Below are 16,281 nucleotides of genomic sequence, written 5' to 3' on the forward strand. Positions count from 1 at the left end.
CCGCCCAAAGATCGCTCTATCGAATTGATTGACAAGGAAACCATCTCGAGATAGTTTCCTTGTCAATCAAAAGGGAAGCCATGACCCCGACGCCTCCGGTTTCAGAACTCACCACCCATCTCGGCTTCTGGTTGCGGATGGTATCCAACCATGTCTCGCACGCATTCGCCGCCCAGCTGGCCGACAAGGGGGTGACGGTCGCCGAGTGGAGCCTGATGCGCGCGCTCTACGACCGCGAGCCGACGCCGCCGAGCCGCCTCGCCGATGCGATGGGGTTGACGCGCGGCGCGGTCACCAAGCTCGCCGACCGGCTGATCGGCAAGGCGCTGCTCGCCCGGCGGCCGAGCGAGGCGGACGGGCGGACGCAGACGCTCGCCCTGACAACGGCGGGGGTTGCGCTGGTGCCAGAGCTCGCCGCGCTCGCCGACCGTAACGATGCCGCGTTCTTCGACCTGCTGACGGCCGAGGAGCGGCAGACGCTGAGAGACCTGCTGATGCGCATGGTTGAACGCGGTCGCATGACAACACCGCCGCTCGACTGACCCGAAGCAACTCTGTCGCGGAGCGATTCCATGACCGACCACCAGACGGAGACAGCCCGCGCCTGCCTAGCGGCATCGTGGAACGACGCCATGAGTTTCCCGCAGATCGTCGGCGCGCTGAGCGCGGCCGGCTTCGAGGGTTATGCCGTCGATTTCCGGCGGGCGACGGCGACCTATTACCTGCCGGACGGCGACAACCTGGAATTGCCGGCGCACCGGCCGGCGACCCCGGTCGCGCCCGCCTTCGATGCCCGCCTGCTGCAGGCGGCGATCCGCGAGGCGCAGCACCAGGTGCCGGGCTATAGCTATAAAGGCTTCTGCGAGAAGGCGGCGACCGCCGGCTGCGGGTTCTATCTCGTCTCGTTCAGCGGCCGGCGGGCACTGTATATCGGGCGCACCGCCGAGACGCATGTCGAGGCGTTCCCGGATTAGCGCCCGTCACCGAGCCAGCAGGCTTTTCAGCTCGAAGCCCTCGTCGCCGGCCTGTTCCGGGGTCAGCGTCGGGATACCGGCGAGCAGGCGGCGGCCGAGCATGTGGTCGGCGGGGCGATTGAGGCTTTCGATCGCCACCAGCCGCCCCTCGCGGAAGCGGAACACCGAGAAGCGCCGCGCCGCCGGATCGCCGCGCACCACCTCCTCGTCGCCCGGCCGGGCGAGACCGACCATCTGCAGCTTGAGGTCGGCCTGGTCGCTCCAGAACCACGGCACCGCCTCATAGGCATGCGGCCTGCCGGTGAGGCGGGCGGCGACGCAGCGGCCGTGGTCGGCGGCGTTCTGCACCGATTCCAGCCGCACCCGGACATTGTCGGCATGGTGGCTCGGATAGGAAGCGACGTCGCCAATGGCCGAGACCGCGCCGTCCTCGGTGAGGAGATGCGCATCGACGGCGATGCCGTTGTCGACCGCGAGGCCCGAAGCGGCGGCGAGCTCGACATTCGGCACCACGCCGATACCGACCATCACCAGATCGGCGGCGATGCGCTCGCCCTCGGCGGTCTCCACCGCCACCACCCGCCCGCCCTCGCCGATCAGCCGGGCAACGCCGGCGCCGAGGGTCAGCGTGGTGCCCATGGCGCGGTGCTCCGCCGCGAAGAATTCCGACATCGCGGCGCCGACAGCGCGGCCGAGCACGCGCGGGGCGGCCTCGATGACGACCACCTCATGGCCGAGCTTGCGGGCGACGGCGGCGAACTCCAGCCCGATAAAGCCGGCACCGACCACCACCACCCGCCCGGCCGCCGGCAGCGCCGCCTTGACGGCATCGGCATCGGCAAGGCCGCGCAGATAGAACACGCCGTCAAGCTCGGCACCCGGCACCGGCAGCACGCGGTTGCGGGCGCCGGTGGCGAAGACGAGATGGCCATAGGGCAGCGTGCCGTCGCCTTCCAGCGTCACCCGCCGCGCGACGCGGTCCACCGCGACGATACGGCCATGGGCGAGGCCGATGCGATGATCGGCGAAGAAGGCGGCCGGGCGCAATTCGAGGTGATCGGCGCCGACCTCTCCCTTGAGATAGGCCTTGGACAGCGGCGGGCGCTGATAGGGCAGGCCCGGCTCATCGCCGACCAGGGTGACCGGCTCCTCATAGCCGGCCTCGCGCAGGCTGGCGGCAAGCTGGAATCCCGCCTGTCCGCTGCCGATGACGACGACGCTCATCGATGTGCCTCCACCTCAGCCACCAATCTGTCGCGCTCGGCATAGATCGCCTCGGGAGCGCGACGCAGGAATTCCTCATCCGGCAGCCCCGGCGGCAGCGCCGGCAGGTAGCTGACGGTAACCGTACCCGGGTTCAGGGTGAAGCTGCGCCCCTTCCAGAACAGCCCGGCATTATGGGCGACCGGCACCGCCGGCAGGCCGAGCGCCTTGTAGAGCAGAACGACGCCACGCTGGAACTCGGCGCGCTCATGCGGCCCGCGCCGGGTGCCCTCCGGGAAGATGAGGATGCTGCGGCCGGCGGCCACCGCCTCGCGGCCCTCGCGCAGCATCTTCTTGAGCGAGGAAGCGCCGCCGGCGCGGTCGATGGCGATCATCGGCGAGTGGCGCAGGAACCAGCCGAATACCGGGATGCGGTAAAGCTCCTCCTTCAGCACGATGGCGACATCCGGCACCAGCACGGCGAAGGCGATGGTCTCCCAGGCGGACTGGTGGTTGGCGACATAAAGCGACGGCCCGGACGGACGGTTGCCGCGGCCGATCTCGCGATAGCCGAGCCCGCCGGCACCGCGCAGGATCGCCAGCACGCCGCGGGCCCAGAAGCGGGAGAACGTGCGCACCCTTACGGGGCTCTTCATCAGCGCCAGCACCGGCGCGGCGGGCGCGAGGAGCAGCGTCCACAGGACGAGCAGCGGCAGGAACAGGATCGACAACGGGCGCAGCATGCGGCTTCCGGCGGGAGCTGAGAGGTGCCGCTGCTAGTAGCAGATGAAAGCGCGACGGGCGACGGGGCCGCCCGGCTTCCTTTACCAGAAGCCGGGCGGCCCGCGCTTCAGCTCAATCCGCGGCAGGCGGCGGATCGAGCAGCACCCAGAGACGTGCGATCCGACCCTCGACAATCTCGGCCACGTCCGCGCCGGTGACCACCACCGGGCCAGCGGCGGGGCCGGCCTGCCATCGCAGGCAGGCGATGCCGTGATGGCCGGTCGCGCGCCCGACGGGAACAAACCGGAAGTCCGGCCCGAACTGCACCTGAAGGCGACCGGCGACCTCGGCGATGGCCGTGCGCCCGGAGACGACGGCATCGGGCTCGTACATCACGGGATCGGCCACATAGAGAGCCGCGACCCCGGCGGCGCGACGCCCCGCTTCGCGCTCGTTGAAGACGCCGTCGAGATTGGAGCGCAGCAGTGCATCGTGATCGCCCATGGCGGGACCGGATGAAGATGTTGGGGTTTCGCTCATGCGCAGGCCCTCCTTCGGCCAAAACTCATCCCTCGACGAGCTCGAAGCGGTTGACGTCGAACATGCCGAAATCGGTGATCTTCAGATGCGGGATCACCGGCAGCGGCAGGAAGGCCACCTGCAGGAACGGCTCGGGCAGCACCACGCCGAGCGCCCTGGCGGCGGCGCGCAGGGCGATCAGCGCGTCATGCACCTCCTCGAAGGCCCGGTCGGACATCAGCCCGGCCACCGGCAGGGCGAGCTCGGCGGTGACCACGCCGCCCTCGGCCACCGCGAAGCCGCCGCGCAGCTCGATGAGACGATTCACCGCCACCGCCATGTCGCCGTCGTCGACGCCGACGACGCAGATATTGTGGCTGTCATGGCCGACCGAGGAGGCGATGGCGCCGCGCTTCATGCCGAAGCCACACACGAAGCCGCGGCCGATATTGCCGGTGCGGCCATCGCCGGAGCGTCCGTGGCGCTCGACGACGCAAACCTTCACGGCGTCCTGCGCCAGGTCCACCTGCTTGGCGCCGCCTTCGATGGGCATCTCCATGGCGAGGTCCTCGGTGATGATGCGGCCGGGCACCACGCCGATCACCCGCGTCGCCGCGCGATTGGCGGGAATGCGGAAATTGTCGGCGGTGGTCGGCTTCAGCTTCACGGAATCGAGACCGACCGGGTTCACCTGCCCGCGCGCGGCGAACAATTCCGGCGTCACCAGCCGGCCGGCGGAGACGACATGGCGCACGGTGCACCGCGCGAGATCATCCACCAGTACGATGTCGGCCCGCCGCCCCGGCGCGATCAGCCCGCGGTCGGTCAGCCCGAAGGCGTTGGCCGCCGAGAGGCTGGCGACGCGGTAGACATGGTGCAGCGGCGCGCCATTGGCGATGGCGGTGCGGATCATGTAGTCGAGATGGCCTTCCTCGGCGATGTCGAGCGGGTTGCGGTCATCCGTGCAGAAGGCGAGATAGGCGGAGGTATCGGCGGAGATCAGCGGGATCAGCGCGTGGAGGTCCTTCGACACCGAGCCCTCGCGGATGAGGACGTTCATGCCCTTCATCAGCTTCTCGCGCGCCTCCTCCAGCGTCGTCGCCTCATGCTCGGTGCGGATGCCGGCGGCGATGTAGCCGTTGAGGTCCCGCCCGGAGAGCAGCGGCGCGTGGCCGTCTATGTGCCCGCCCGAGAAGGCGGCGAGCTTGTCCAGGCAGCCCTCGTCCTTGAACAGCACGCCGGGAAAATTCATGAACTCGGCGAGGCCGATGCCGGAGGGGTCGCCCCTCAGCGCGACGAGGTCGGCGGCGGTCAGCTCGGCGCCGGCGGTCTCGAACCGGGTGGCCGGCACGCAGGAGGAGAGCTGCACCCGCAGGTCCATCACCGTGTGGCGGGCGCAGGCCTGGAAATAGCGGATGCCCTCGGCGCCCAGCACATTGGCGATCTCGTGCGGGTCGCAGATCGCCGTGGTGACGCCGTGCGGCAGCACGCAGCGATCGAACTCCAGCGGCGTGACCAGCGAGGATTCGACATGCAGATGCGTATCGATGAAGCCCGGCACCGCCGTGAGGCCGGCGCCGTCGATGACCGTGGCGCCCTCATAGCTGCCATAGGTGCCGACGATGCGATCGCCGCAGATAGCGATGTCGGTTTCGGTCACCGCGCCGGTGATGACGTCGAGCAGCCGCACGCCCTTGATGACGAGATCGGCCGGCGCGACGCCGCGCCCCTGGTCGATGAAGCGGGCGATCTCGTCGCGGCCGGCGGGAGTCATGCGGGTTCTCCTGAAGAGCTGTCGCTTGGATTCCCTCCCCCCGACAGGGAGAGGAGAAATCGCTCATGCCTGTCCGAGGAAGGTGACCTCCCTCACGCGCTGGCGGCATTCAGCCGGTCGATGTCGCCTGCCGTCAAGCCGAGCTCGGCGGCGGCGATCAGGTCGCCGAGCTGCTCGGGCTTCGAGGCGCTGGCGATGGCGGCGGTGACGGAGGGACGCGCCATCACCCAGGCGAGCGCCACCTGCGTCGGGTTGGCGCCGTGCTCGGCGGCCACCGCGTCGAGGGCGGCGAGAATGCCGAGGCCGCGCGGATTGAGGTATTTGCGGACGTTCTCGCCGCCGCGCACGCTCTTGCCGGCGTCCTCCGGCGAACGGTACTTGCCGGTAAGGAAGCCGGCCGCCAGCGAGAAATAGGTGATGACGCCGAGGCCGTTGGCGCGGGCCACCGGCTCGATGTCGGTCTCGTAGGCGGCGCGTTCGCAGAGATTGTATTCCGGCTGGATGGTCTCGTAGCGCGGCAGGTGCTCGCGGGTGCTCACCGCCAGCGCGTCGAACAGGCGCTGGCCGGTGAGGTTGGAGGCGCCGATGATCCGGACCTTGCCGGCCTTGATCAGCGTGTCATAGGCGTGGAGCACCTCCTCGAAGGGGGTCTCTGCGTCGTCCCAATGCGACTGGTAGAGGTCGATGCGGTCGGTCTGCAGGCGCTTCAGCGAGGCCTCCACCGCCTCGGCGATATAGTCCGCCTTCAGGCAGACCTTGCCGCGCCCCATATCGGCGCCGACCTTGGTGGCGAGCACGATCCTGTCGCGATTGCCGCGCGCCTTTATCCATTTGCCGATGATGGTCTCGGATTCGCCGCCGACATGGCCGGGCGCCCAGCGGGAATAGACGTCGGCGGTGTCGATGAAGTTGAAGCCGGCGGCCAGGAGCTCGTCGAGCAGGCGGAAGCTCGTCGCCTCGTCGGCGGTCCAGCCGAATACATTGCCGCCGAAGCACAGCGGCGGCACGAGGAGGTCGGAGCGACCGAGACGGCGAAGTTCCATGCGTGTTCTCCTGCGGACGCGGCAAGGACAGATTTGCGGCGCGAATCCGGCGGCGGATTCCCGGCCGGAGTTTAGACAAGACGCGCGGATGCGCGAACCACCTGCCGATTGTTCTTTAGACGGCGGAGCATCACGGGAAAATGTCGGAGGGGAATGCCGCCGCTCCTGTGCCGGAAGACCGGCAAGGGATCAGAACGCCTCGTCCTCGGCGCCGCCGACTTCGATCAGCTCGACCTGATCGCGGGCGCAGACCTCGCGCAGCAGCGGCGAGGAGACGGCATCGGTGACGAAGGTGTCGATCTCCTTCATCTCGCCGATGCGCACCGGCGCGGAGCGCTCCAGCTTGGAGCGGTCGGCGACCAGGATCACCTGCCGGGCATTGTCGATGATGGCGCGGGCCACCTGCACCTCGCGATAGTCGAAATCGAGCAGCGTGCCGTCCTCCTCGATGGCGGAGGCACCGATCACGGCGTAGTCGACGCGGAACTGGCGCACGAAATCGACCGCCGAGGAGCCGATCACCGCGCCGTCGGCATGGCGCACCGGACCGCCGGCCATGATCAGCTCGATGGTCGGGTGGCGGTAGAGCTCGGTGGCGACATTGAGGTTGTTGGTGATCACCAGCAGGTCCTCGTGACTGCCCAGCGCACGGGCGACCTCCTCGGTGGTGGTGCCGATATTGATGAACAGCGAGGCCCGGTTCGGCACGATATTGGCCGCCGCCTCGGCGATGGCGCGCTTGGCGCCCTGCGCCATCACCCGGCGCGCCTCATAGGCGAGGTTCTCGACTCCCGAGGCGACCACGGCGCCGCCATGCACGCGCGACATCAGCCGCCGCACGCACAGATCGTTGAGATCCTTGCGGATGGTCTGCGGCGACACCTCGTAGCGGGAGGAAAGGTCCTCGACGCTGACCCGCCCCTGGGCGCGGGCAAGCATCAATATGTCCTGCTGACGGGAGGAGATGTTCATTGTCGTTGGCCCCGCGTCGTCGTCCCGCTCGCCGCCGGGGCGGCGAAAGGCGCCCGGAGAGGATTCGCGGCGATCCTGCACCATCGGGCGCCCCGACCGCAAACAAACCCTTAGCTGCGCTGCAACATTTGCCCGCGCTCCGCCGCTGCCCACGCGGCGAGGCGGGCCTCCAGCGCCGGCAGGTCCACCTTGCCGCCCGCGGTGCGCGGCCAATCGTCGAGGACGACGAAGCGGCGCGGCAGCTTGCCGGCCGGCAGCAGGCGGCGGCAATGCGCCCTGAGGCCGGCATGGTCGCCCGCTCCCGGCCCGCGCAGCACCGCCACCAGCTCGACGCCGCGCAACGGGTCCGGCAGGCCGAACACCGCCGCCTCGACGATACCCGGCGCGCTCGCCAGCACCGTCTCGATCTCCTCCGGATAGACGTTGAGGCCGGAGGTCAGCAGCATCCGCTTCTCGCGTCCGGCAAGGGTGAGATAGCCGCCGGCGTCCAGCCGCCCATGATCGCCGATGGTGAGATAGCCGTGCTCGCGGCGGGTCTCCTCACCGCCGCCGCAGGCATAGCCCTCGAACAGCATCGGGCTCGCCACCCAGATGGTGCCGGTGCTGCCGGGCGGCAGATCCTGCCCGGCAGCGTCGCGGATGACGAGATCGACACCCGGCGCGGCGCGGCCGACCGAGCCCGGCGGCACCGCCTCGCCCGGACGGGTGAGGCTGATGAAGCTGGTTTCCGACGCGCCATAGAACTCGGCGATGCCGGCATGGGGAAAGGCGGCGGCCACCGCCGCGCGGGTCTGCGGCCGCCATTTGGCGCCGCTGATCAGGATCAGCCGCACGCTGGGAAGCGCGACGCCCTGCTCGGCGGCGGCGCGTGCCAGCATCTGCAACTGGGTCGGGGTGGCGTAGAGCGCGGTGACGCCGTGCCGGGCGATGACTTCCAGCGCGCGCTGCGGGTGGAACAGCCGCAGCATCACCGCCACGGCGCCGATATGCAGCGCATGCACCACGCCGTAGAGATGCAGCGAGGCGGACAAGCCGCCCGGCGCCAGGATCACGTCGTCCGCGGTGAGGCCGAAGGCCTGCTCGCTGACCGCGAAGCTGGCGATCCACGAGCGGTGGCCGCGCCGGTAGCCCTTGGGCAGGCCGGTGGAGCCGGAGGTGAAGCCGACATAGAAGGGCGCGTCGGGGTGCGGGCCGGGCAACGGGGCGCCCGGCTCCACCTGCATCGGCCCCGCCTCGTCCGCCAGCGTCAGCGCCGGCGCCAGCGCGGCATCGACGGCGGCGCGGTAGCCGGCCGGCCAGGCCGGATCATAGACTAGCGCCTGCCGGCCGCTCACCGCGCAGGCGAAGAAGGCGGCGGCCAGCGCCGGGCTGTTGCCCATGGCGAGGGCGATGCCGGCCCCTTCCGGGGTCCGCCCGGCCAGGATCGCGGCACGGCGCGCCACCGCGTCGGCGAAAGCGGCGCGGCTCAGCTGCTCCTCGCCGCAGACCAGCGCCAGCCGGTCCGGCGCCAGCCGCGCCAGCTCCGCGAGGCGGTCGCCGATGGTGCGGGTCACGCGGCGTTCGCTTGTGCGCATCTTCTTCACGCGAGCCGGAAGCCGCCTTGCTCGAAAATGCTCAGCGGGCGCGCGAGAGCAACGCCTCCGGCATGCCGCGCGCCACCGTCTGGGCGACCAGCGCGGTGAGCACCGCCTTGATGGCGTCGCCGGGGATGAAGATCAGGCACGCCTTGGCGGCGTCGACGAGAGACAGGTCGGTCTTCAGCGCCATGCCGGCAATGCCGAACGCGTAGAGCACGACGATGCCGCCGATGACCGAGGCGATCAGCGCCGAGGCGAACACCGCCTGCCGGCGCAGCAGGCTCATCAGGCCGCCGGCGACGAAAGCCGCCGCCACCCAGCCGAAGATGAAACCGGCCGAGGGGGTGAAGAACACGCCGAGGCCGCCGCGCCCGCCGGCCAGGAGCGGCGCCCCGAGGGCGACGACGAACAGCACCAGCAGCATGGCGAGCGCGCCGCGCTTGGCCCCGAGCATGACGCCGGCCAGCATCGCGCCCATGCTCTGCGCGGTGATCGGCACGCCGCCGGCGATCGGAATGTCGAATTTGGGCAACAGCCCGAGTACGGCGAAGATCGCGGCATAGAGGGCGATCTGCACGAGCGAGCGGTCCTTCATCGGCGGTTTCCTCGGTTCGTCGGCGGGGTGTTCATCTTGGCTTTTTTCATCCGCGCCTGCCTCGCGGAGCACCGCCGCGGGCGGTGAGCGCCTCGGCGGTGTGGTGCGACAGCCTGAGCGTCTGAATACAGAAGGGCGCGAGCAGGCGCCAGCCGCCGCGCTTGCCGGTGCGGGCGCGGTAGCTCTCCCCCAGCGCCTCCCACAAGGCGAAGAGCAGCGGCACGAAGCGCAGCATCATCGCCACCATCAGCGCCAGCGCCCGCGGCGACAGGCCGAAAATGGCCAGCGGGCGCAGGAGCGGCTCGACGGCGTCCATCATGTCGTCCATGCGGGTGGTCATGGTCACCGCATTGGCGAGCAGGATCATCGCCAGCAGGCGCAGCACCATGGCGATGCCGCTCATGAGGCTGCCGGTCCACCAATGCAGGCCGAGCAGGATCGCCAGCAGCGGCAGCAGCGGGCGCAGGAGCGCGACCTGCCGCAGCGCCGCCCGGCCGAGGCTGGCATAGAGGAGGAGGACGCCAATCAGCAGGCCCGCCATCAGCGGCACGCTGTCGAACGGCGTGATGGCGAGGCTGATCAGCGCCAGCGCCAGCAGCTTCCAGCCGGCGGGGACGCCATGCGCCCAGCTGCGCTCGGCGAGATAGAGCGAGATCACGGTGTGCCCCCGTCCTGCGCCGCGCCGGCGGCCGCCTCGGCGAAGAGACGATAGGCGGCGACCACCGCTTCCGGCGTGCCGTCCATCCGCACCCGGCCCTCATGCAGCCACACCACCCGGTCATAGCCGGCAAAGGCGTCGAGCTCGTGCGCGACCAGGATCACCTGCTGCGGCAGGGAAGCGATCAGCGCCTCCAGCCGGCGGCGGGTGGTGAGGTCGAGGCTGGAGAACGGCTCGTCGAGCACCAGCACCGCCGGCTGCATCACCAGCACGGCGATGATGCACAAAAGCTGCTTCTCGCCCTCCGAGAGCGCGTGCACCGGCCGCTCGGCCCAATGCGCGCGGCCATGGCGGGCCAGCACCGCCTTCGCCTCCTCCCGCGCCGCGCGCCGCGGGCGCCCGGCCTGTTCCAGGCTGAAGCCGATCTCCTCGGCCACGGTGGGGAAGATGATCTGGTGGTCGGGGTTCTGGAAGATGAAGCCGACCTTGCGCGGCAGCTCGGCGGCGTGTTCGCGCGTGTCGAGGCCGTGCACCGCCACCCGGCCCGCGTCGGGCGTCAGCAGGCCGTTGAGCAGGCGGGCCAGCGAGCTCTTGCCGGAGCCGTTGGCGCCGATCAGCCCGATGCGCCGCTCGGCGAGGGTGAGCGAGACGCCGTCCAGCACCGTTCGCCCGCCACGGCGCAGCGTGACCTGATCGAGGCGGATCGCCGGCGCCCCGGCCGCAGCCGCAGCCGCTTCGACGGCGACCGGGCGCTCGACGTGTCTCACAGCATTTCCAGCGAGCGCCTGCGGCTCGGCGGCGGGAAGGCGGCGTCGAGCGCGGCGAGGTCGTCGGCATCGAGCTTGATGTCGCGGGCGGCGGCGTTCTCGCGCATGTGCTCGGGCCGCGAAGCCTTGGGGATGACGATGTTGCCGGGATCGCGCAGCGCCCAGGCGAGAGCGACCTGGAACGGCTTCGCCCCATGCTTGGCGGCGATGGCGGCGAGCGCCCCGGCGGTCTTGATGCGGCCCTGCTCAATCGGGCTATAGGCCATCAGCGGCATCTCGTGCTGCTGCAACCACGGCAGCAGGTCCCATTCCGGGCCACGGCGGGTGAGGTTGTAGAGCACCTGATTGGTGGAACAGCCCTCGCCGCCCGGCGTCTCATAGAGCTCGTTCATATCGTCGGTATCGAAGTTCGACACGCCCCAATGGCGGATCTTGCCCTGGCTCTTCAGGTGCTCGAAGCCGATGATGGTCTCGGCCAGCGGCACGCCGCCGCGCCAATGCAGCAGATAGAGGTCGAGCTGATCGGTCTTCAGCCGCTTGAGGCTGCGCTCGCAGGCGGCGACGACGCCGGCGCGGCTGGCATTGTGCGGATAGACCTTCGAGACCAGGAACACCTGGTCGCGCAGCCCGGCCAGCGCCTCGCCGAGGAAGCTCTCGCAGGCGCCTTCGCCATACATTTCGGCGGTGTCGACCAGCTTCATGCCGAGTTCGACGCCGAGGCGCACCGATTCGGTCTCGTCCTTGCGGGCCGCCGGGCGCTCGCCCATCATCCAGGTGCCGATGCCGAGCGCGGGGACCTTCTCGCCGCCGGGAAGCTGAACCGTCTTCATCACACGTTTCCTAACCTTTGCCTCACCTTTTGCGTCCGGACCGGCATGCCATCGCCGCCGCCGCTGCGCAAGCATGCTATTTATAGCGGTGCCGTCGGTTTCTTCCGGAGTCCCATGTCCAGCGCGCCGTCCCAGAGCCTTGCCCCGCCGCCCGCCGCCGAGCAGGACAACGAGCTCGGCATCGAGCTCAGCGCGGTGATCTTCGCGGTCACGGGCGACGACCCCAAGGTGCTCGCCATCCGCCACGGCGAGGCACGCGACACGCACGGGCGGGAGGGGCTGCCTTCCGGCCCGCTGGAGCGCGGCCACCGCACGCTGGAGATCGGCCTGCGCTCCTGGGTGGAACGGCAGACCCTGCAGCATCTCGGCCATGTCGAGCAGCTCTACACCTTCGGCGACCGCGCGCGCGGCGAGGACGGGCGGCGCTCGCTGTCCCTCGCCTATCTCGCCCTGGTGCGCGAGGCCCGCCCGGCCGGCGATGCCGACGCCTCCTGGCAGAGCTGGTACCGCTATTTCCCGTGGGAGGACTGGCGCGGCGGGCGGCCGGCGGTGCTCGACGTGCTGCTGTGCGGGCTGCGTGCCTGGGCGGCGGCGGCCGAGCGGCGCCTCGCCGACATCCGCGCCGACCGCATCACCCTGTGCTTCGGCGGCCCGCAGGAAGCCGGCTGGAACGAGGAACGGGTGCTGGAGCGCTATGAGCTGCTCTACGAGGCCGGTCTGGTGCAGGAGTCGCTGCGCGAGAACGGGGCGCTGCGCGAGCGCGGTACCGGACACGGTACCCACGCCGCCCCGGCCGCCGCCGGCGTCGAGATGACCGTCGACCACCGGCGCATGCTGGCGCTCGCCATCGCCCGGCTGCGCGGCAAGATCAAATACCGCCCGGTGGTGTTCGAGCTGATGCCGCCGAGCTTCACCCTGCTGCAATTGCAGCGCACGGTGGAGGCCTTATCGGGCGTGCGGCTGCACAAGGGCAATTTCCGCCGGCTGATCGAACAGCAGCGCCTGGTCGAGGAGACCGGCGAGGCCACCTCCGAAACCGGAGGCCGGCCGGCGCGGCTGGTTCGCTTCCGCCGCGAGGTGCTGCTGGAGCGCCCGGCGCCGGGCGTGCGCCTGCCGAGCGGCGGACGACGGTGATGCGCGGCGGACGGCGGTGACGCGGCGGCCCGGTTGCGGCGGGATGGCGCGGCGGCTTGTTTCTCCTCTCCCCAATGACGAGGGTCGGGGTTGAGGGGCCTTCCTTGGTTCCGCAACCGCGCCGCCCTTCACCGACCCGCTGCGTGGGCCACCTCTCCCCGACGGGGAGAAGCTGGCTCCGCCGTCGTCATGCCAGATGGCCACAGGGCTGATTCCGGAATCGCGTGGGCGTGCGGGCGCACCAGGGCGCGTCGGGTCCGCCCTGCGGCCGGGATGGCGACGCTTGGAGGGCCTTCAATCCCTCCCGTCGAGCCATTTCGACATGACGGTGCGCGGCGCCACCTCGAAGCCGAGATGCCGGTAGAAGCCGACCACCTGGGTGTTGGTCTCGCGGACGAGCAGCTGCACCTTCGCGATGCCGCGCGCCTGCAGCCAGCGCTCCGCCGCCGCGACCAGGAGCCGGCCGATGCCCTCGCCCTGCCGCGAGGGCGCGGCGGCAAGGTAATAGAGCCAGCCGCGATGGCCGTCATGCCCGACCATGACGGTGCCGGCCACCGCCCCGTCCGCCGCCCGCGCCACCAGCACATCGGACGCCGCGCCGGCGCGGGCGAAGCGGAAATCCGTCGCCGGGTCGTTATAGGGCACGGTGAGACCGCAGGCGCTCCACAGCGCCACCACCGCGGCCTCGTCCGTCGCCCGCGCCGCCTCGATGGGTACACTCACTCGCCGCCACTCCCGTTTCCTGCTGCTGCCCGCCTGTGCCGCAGGCGGTCGCGGCCTGCAAGGCACCGGCACCCGATCACAAGCGCCCGCGCAGCCGCCGCCAGCGTTTGCGCCACCACGCCCGGAAGCCGATATTGGCCAGCCGCGCCTCGATGGCGTCGAGGCGGCGCGCCAGCTGCGCCTGGCCTTCCGCCTGCCGCGCGATGGCCGGGCCGAGGGCTTCGACCTGCGCGGCGAGCGCCGATTGGGTGTCGGCGACCTCCCGTAGCGCCGCCATGACCGAGCCCTCGGGCAAGAGCGCCCCGAGCCGACCGGCCAGCGCCGCCTGCCCCTCGGCGATCTCCCGAAGCCGCGCCAGGGTCGGCGCCGCCGCCTCGATGGCGTCCAGCCGGCGCGACACCATTTCGCGGTAGTCGGCAATGACGTGCAGCAGCGCCATCACCGCGCCGCCGGCGCCGGGATCCGCATTGAGATGCGTGCGCAGCAGCGCATTGCGGTAGAGCACGTTATAGCGCGCGTGCAGCTGGCGGCCCGCCTCGACCGAATTGCCGTAGGAGCCGGTCGCCTCCGGCCGCAGGTGGTAATAGGCCAGCGGCTGGTCGAGAGTGCCGATATCGCCCACCGCGAAAACGCGCAGATTGTAGTCCCAGTCGCCGACCACCGGCAGCGCATCGTTATAAAGGCCGATCTGCCGCACCACCGCCATGCGGATGACGAAGGCGATGGGAGAGAAGACGTTGCGCGACAACAGCTGGATGCCGTCGAGATTGGGCTGCCAGTCATGCCAGGGCTCGCGGCTCAGCTCGATGACCCGGTCCGGCTCCAGTCGCTCATAAACGCGGATCATCCGGGTGAGGACGGCGGCGTAGCGGCGGTTCTCCTCGCGCTGGAGGAAGCCGACCGTCTCTTTCAGGAAATCCGGGTGCCAGGCGTCGTCATCGTCATGCACGACGATGAAATCGCAGGGCGCGTCGCCGCCGGCCTCCGCCGCCGCCAGTGCCCGGTTCGAGGCCGCCTCCATGCCGAGGCTGACCGGATTGTGGATCGCGGTGAGCCGTCCGGCGAACGCCTCGCGATGCGGCGCCAGCGTCGCCTCCACCGACTCGGCATCGCCGCCATCATTGACGAGGTAGAGGTGCCAATCGGCGTGGCTCTGGCCGAGCACGCTCGACAGCGCCCGCCCGAGCAGAAGATTGCGGTCGCGGGTGCGGGTGATGACCGCCACCCGGCCCCCCGCCGTCGCGGCCGACATCCAGTCGCTCTGCGACGGAAAAGGCGGTCTGAAGCTAGGCATGCGCGGTTCCCCGAGGCTCCCCTGCCCCTCGTTCCTAGAGCCCGCAGCGGTCCGGCAAGTCAAGCCCGCGCCAGCGGTTCTGCGGGTTGCCGCCGCGGCCGCCGGGCGAATCCGGACAAATCGCCGCGACGATAGGGAAGTTCCATCGTCCGATGTGTGACGACATGTTGACAGCGACTTATACTCAGTCCTAGCATAAGCCAGCTTAGGAATGGATGCCGGGCCTTTGGCCCGGTTCTTCTTGACCCTAATTATACTCAATCCGAGCATAAGGGAGGTCGCGATGCTCGACGCCGCCATCACCGCCCGTGAGGACGCCGCCATCCCCACCTCCGCCCTGCCGCGCCGCGATGGCGGGACGGCAGGCCTGCCGCTGCCGGATCTCTATGCGCGGGTCGCCCGCCACATCACCCCGGCGGAATGGCCGCTCCACGCCCGCGAGGTCGAGGCGATCCAGCGGCTGAAGCGCGAGCGCAACGCGGTGATCCTCGGCCACAACTACCAGGCGCCGGAGATCTTCAACACCGTGGCCGATATCGTCGGCGACAGCCTGGCGCTGGCGCGCGAGGCGGTGAATGTCGAGGCCGACGTCATCGTCATGGCCGGCGTGCATTTCATGGCCGAGACGGCGAAGCTGCTGAACCCTTCCAAGACCGTGCTGATGCCGGACATGGCGGCCGGCTGCTCGCTCGCCGACAGCATCACCGGCGCCGATATCCGCCTGCTGCGCCGGCATTATCCCGGCGTGCCGGTGGTGACCTATGTCAACACTTCCGCCGAGGTGAAGGCCGAGAGCGACTATTGCTGCACCTCCGGCAACGCCGCCAAGGTGGTGCGCCATGTGGCGAAGGAATGGGGCGTCAACCGCATCCTGATGCTGCCGGACGAATACCTCGCCCAGAACGTGCAGAAGCAGGTGCCGGAGATCGAGCTGATCGCCTGGAAGGGCCATTGCGAGGTCCATGAGCGCTTCACCCCGCAGGACATACGCGACCTGCGCGAGAACCATCCCGGCGTGGTGGTGCTCGCCCATCCCGAATGCCCGCCCGAGGTGGTGGCGGAGGCCGACTATGCCGGCTCCACCGCCGACATGGCCAATTATGTCGGCAGCCACAAGCCGGGCCGGGTGGTGCTGATCACCGAATGCTCGATGGCCGACAATGTCGCGGTGGGCCATCCCGACATCGAGTTCGTGCGGCCGTGCAATCTCTGCCCGCACATGCGGCGCATCACCCTGCCCAACATCCGCCGGGCGCTGGAGACCATGGAGGGCGCGGTGGAGATCGACCCGGCGCTGGCCGAGCGCGCCCGCGCGGCGGTCGAGCGCATGATCGCCATCCGGTAGGTGGTTGCGGGCGGGCACTTTGCGGGCAGGCGGTTGCGGTGAATCCCGTTCACCGGAAGCGCTCCAGGTGAAGTGGTCCACGCGAACCGGCACCCACGTCGTTCGAAAATGCTCCAGCCGCTCGCCCCGGGCGAGACCATCAGGACCCAC

The 16,281-nt window shown here is 70.1% G+C and carries 17 protein-coding genes; 4 read left to right on the forward strand and 13 right to left on the reverse strand.

All coding sequences use genetic code 11. From position 1 onward, the window contains the following. The first annotated feature begins 80 nt into the window (after positions 1-80). Positions 81-542, forward strand: coding sequence for a MarR family transcriptional regulator (locus tag J2X65_RS11085; protein ID WP_310200969.1), 462 nt, complete (start codon positions 81-83; stop codon positions 540-542). A gap of 30 nt (positions 543-572) precedes the next feature. Further along, positions 573-974, forward strand: coding sequence for a DUF1398 family protein (locus J2X65_RS11090; protein WP_310200970.1), 402 nt, complete (start codon positions 573-575; stop codon positions 972-974). A 6-nt stretch (positions 975-980) separates the two neighbouring features. On the opposite strand, the gene J2X65_RS11095 is transcribed toward J2X65_RS11090, so the two are convergent. From J2X65_RS11095 to J2X65_RS11145, 11 genes are all read right to left on the reverse strand, one after another. Further along, a complete protein-coding gene (locus J2X65_RS11095) occupies positions 981-2,198 on the reverse strand; it encodes an FAD-dependent oxidoreductase (protein WP_310200971.1) in 1,218 nt (405 codons plus the stop codon). Then, complete coding sequence (locus J2X65_RS11100) at positions 2,195-2,920, reverse strand: lysophospholipid acyltransferase family protein (RefSeq protein ID WP_310200972.1); 726 nt, start codon at positions 2,918-2,920, stop codon at positions 2,195-2,197. Before J2X65_RS11100 ends, J2X65_RS11095 begins: the two co-directional genes overlap by 4 nt. A gap of 112 nt (positions 2,921-3,032) precedes the next feature. Next, positions 3,033-3,440: a nuclear transport factor 2 family protein gene (locus J2X65_RS11105; protein ID WP_310200973.1), complete on the reverse strand. Its 408-nt coding sequence runs from the start codon at positions 3,438-3,440 to the stop codon at positions 3,033-3,035. Positions 3,441-3,465: 25 nt separating this feature from the next. Then, positions 3,466-5,193 carry an adenine deaminase gene (gene ade, locus J2X65_RS11110; protein ID WP_310200974.1) on the reverse strand — a complete coding sequence of 576 codons (1,728 nt, stop codon included), beginning with the start codon at positions 5,191-5,193 and terminating at the stop codon, positions 3,466-3,468. A 92-nt stretch (positions 5,194-5,285) separates the two neighbouring features. Beyond that, positions 5,286-6,236, reverse strand: coding sequence for an aldo/keto reductase (locus J2X65_RS11115; RefSeq protein ID WP_310200975.1), 951 nt, complete (start codon positions 6,234-6,236; stop codon positions 5,286-5,288). 189 nt (positions 6,237-6,425) lie between these two features. Then, positions 6,426-7,208, reverse strand: a complete 783-nt coding sequence (locus tag J2X65_RS11120; RefSeq protein WP_310200976.1) for a DeoR/GlpR family DNA-binding transcription regulator — start codon at positions 7,206-7,208, stop codon at positions 6,426-6,428. Positions 7,209-7,318: 110 nt separating this feature from the next. After that, positions 7,319-8,761, reverse strand: coding sequence for an AMP-binding protein (locus J2X65_RS11125; RefSeq protein ID WP_310200977.1), 1,443 nt, complete (start codon positions 8,759-8,761; stop codon positions 7,319-7,321). Positions 8,762-8,822: 61 nt separating this feature from the next. Next, entirely contained in the window at positions 8,823-9,380 is a 558-nt protein-coding gene (locus J2X65_RS11130) for a biotin transporter BioY (RefSeq protein WP_310200978.1), read from the reverse strand. Between the two features lie 46 nt (positions 9,381-9,426). Next, positions 9,427-10,038 (reverse strand): energy-coupling factor transporter transmembrane component T, encoded by a 612-nt coding sequence (locus tag J2X65_RS11135; RefSeq protein ID WP_310200979.1) that lies wholly within the window; start codon positions 10,036-10,038, stop codon positions 9,427-9,429. After that, on the reverse strand, positions 10,035-10,805 hold the full coding sequence (locus J2X65_RS11140) for an ABC transporter ATP-binding protein (RefSeq protein ID WP_310200980.1): 771 nt from the start codon (positions 10,803-10,805) through the stop codon (positions 10,035-10,037). The genes J2X65_RS11135 and J2X65_RS11140 overlap by 4 nt, the downstream gene beginning before the upstream one ends. After that, entirely contained in the window at positions 10,802-11,635 is an 834-nt protein-coding gene (locus J2X65_RS11145; protein ID WP_310200981.1) for an aldo/keto reductase, read from the reverse strand. Before J2X65_RS11145 ends, J2X65_RS11140 begins: the two co-directional genes overlap by 4 nt. 114 nt (positions 11,636-11,749) lie before the next feature. Between J2X65_RS11145 and J2X65_RS11150 the strand changes: the two genes are divergently transcribed. Continuing rightward, the gene (locus J2X65_RS11150; RefSeq protein WP_310200982.1) at positions 11,750-12,769 is read left to right on the forward strand and encodes an NrtR DNA-binding winged helix domain-containing protein; all 1,020 of its coding nucleotides are present in this window, start codon (positions 11,750-11,752) and stop codon (positions 12,767-12,769) included. 294 nt (positions 12,770-13,063) lie between these two features. Here the strand turns inward: J2X65_RS11150 and J2X65_RS11155 are convergent, their stop codons facing one another. Together J2X65_RS11155 and J2X65_RS11160 are read right to left on the reverse strand one after the other, a co-directional pair. After that, complete coding sequence (locus J2X65_RS11155) at positions 13,064-13,492, reverse strand: GNAT family acetyltransferase (protein WP_310200983.1); 429 nt, start codon at positions 13,490-13,492, stop codon at positions 13,064-13,066. 76 nt (positions 13,493-13,568) lie between these two features. Continuing rightward, positions 13,569-14,786 carry a glycosyltransferase gene (locus J2X65_RS11160; RefSeq protein WP_310200984.1) on the reverse strand — a complete coding sequence of 406 codons (1,218 nt, stop codon included), beginning with the start codon at positions 14,784-14,786 and terminating at the stop codon, positions 13,569-13,571. A gap of 283 nt (positions 14,787-15,069) precedes the next feature. Here J2X65_RS11160 and nadA point away from each other — a divergent pair, with 283 nt between their 5' ends. Beyond that, on the forward strand, positions 15,070-16,131 hold the full coding sequence (gene nadA, locus J2X65_RS11165) for a quinolinate synthase NadA (protein WP_310200985.1): 1,062 nt from the start codon (positions 15,070-15,072) through the stop codon (positions 16,129-16,131). Positions 16,132-16,281: the final 150 nt, after the last annotated feature.

The organism is Ancylobacter sp. 3268, assembly GCF_031456575.1.
GTDB lineage: Bacteria > Pseudomonadota > Alphaproteobacteria > Rhizobiales > Xanthobacteraceae > Ancylobacter.

What these genes read in the sequence shown, in the direction of transcription:
- J2X65_RS11085 (WP_310200969.1), top strand. Translation starts at nt 81, where the DNA reads ATGACCCCGACGCCTCCGGTTTCAGAACTCACCACCCATCTCGGCTTC.
- J2X65_RS11090 (WP_310200970.1), top strand. Translation starts at nt 573, where the DNA reads ATGACCGACCACCAGACGGAGACAGCCCGCGCCTGCCTAGCGGCATCG.
- J2X65_RS11095 (WP_310200971.1), bottom strand. Translation starts at nt 2,198, where the DNA reads ATGAGCGTCGTCGTCATCGGCAGCGGACAGGCGGGATTCCAGCTTGCC.
- J2X65_RS11100 (WP_310200972.1), bottom strand. Translation starts at nt 2,920, where the DNA reads ATGCTGCGCCCGTTGTCGATCCTGTTCCTGCCGCTGCTCGTCCTGTGG.
- J2X65_RS11105 (WP_310200973.1), bottom strand. Translation starts at nt 3,440, where the DNA reads ATGAGCGAAACCCCAACATCTTCATCCGGTCCCGCCATGGGCGATCAC.
- ade (WP_310200974.1), bottom strand. Translation starts at nt 5,193, where the DNA reads ATGACTCCCGCCGGCCGCGACGAGATCGCCCGCTTCATCGACCAGGGG.
- J2X65_RS11115 (WP_310200975.1), bottom strand. Translation starts at nt 6,236, where the DNA reads ATGGAACTTCGCCGTCTCGGTCGCTCCGACCTCCTCGTGCCGCCGCTG.
- J2X65_RS11120 (WP_310200976.1), bottom strand. Translation starts at nt 7,208, where the DNA reads ATGAACATCTCCTCCCGTCAGCAGGACATATTGATGCTTGCCCGCGCC.
- J2X65_RS11130 (WP_310200978.1), bottom strand. Translation starts at nt 9,380, where the DNA reads ATGAAGGACCGCTCGCTCGTGCAGATCGCCCTCTATGCCGCGATCTTC.
- J2X65_RS11145 (WP_310200981.1), bottom strand. Translation starts at nt 11,635, where the DNA reads ATGAAGACGGTTCAGCTTCCCGGCGGCGAGAAGGTCCCCGCGCTCGGC.
- J2X65_RS11150 (WP_310200982.1), top strand. Translation starts at nt 11,750, where the DNA reads ATGTCCAGCGCGCCGTCCCAGAGCCTTGCCCCGCCGCCCGCCGCCGAG.
- J2X65_RS11160 (WP_310200984.1), bottom strand. Translation starts at nt 14,786, where the DNA reads ATGCCTAGCTTCAGACCGCCTTTTCCGTCGCAGAGCGACTGGATGTCG.
- nadA (WP_310200985.1), top strand. Translation starts at nt 15,070, where the DNA reads ATGCTCGACGCCGCCATCACCGCCCGTGAGGACGCCGCCATCCCCACC.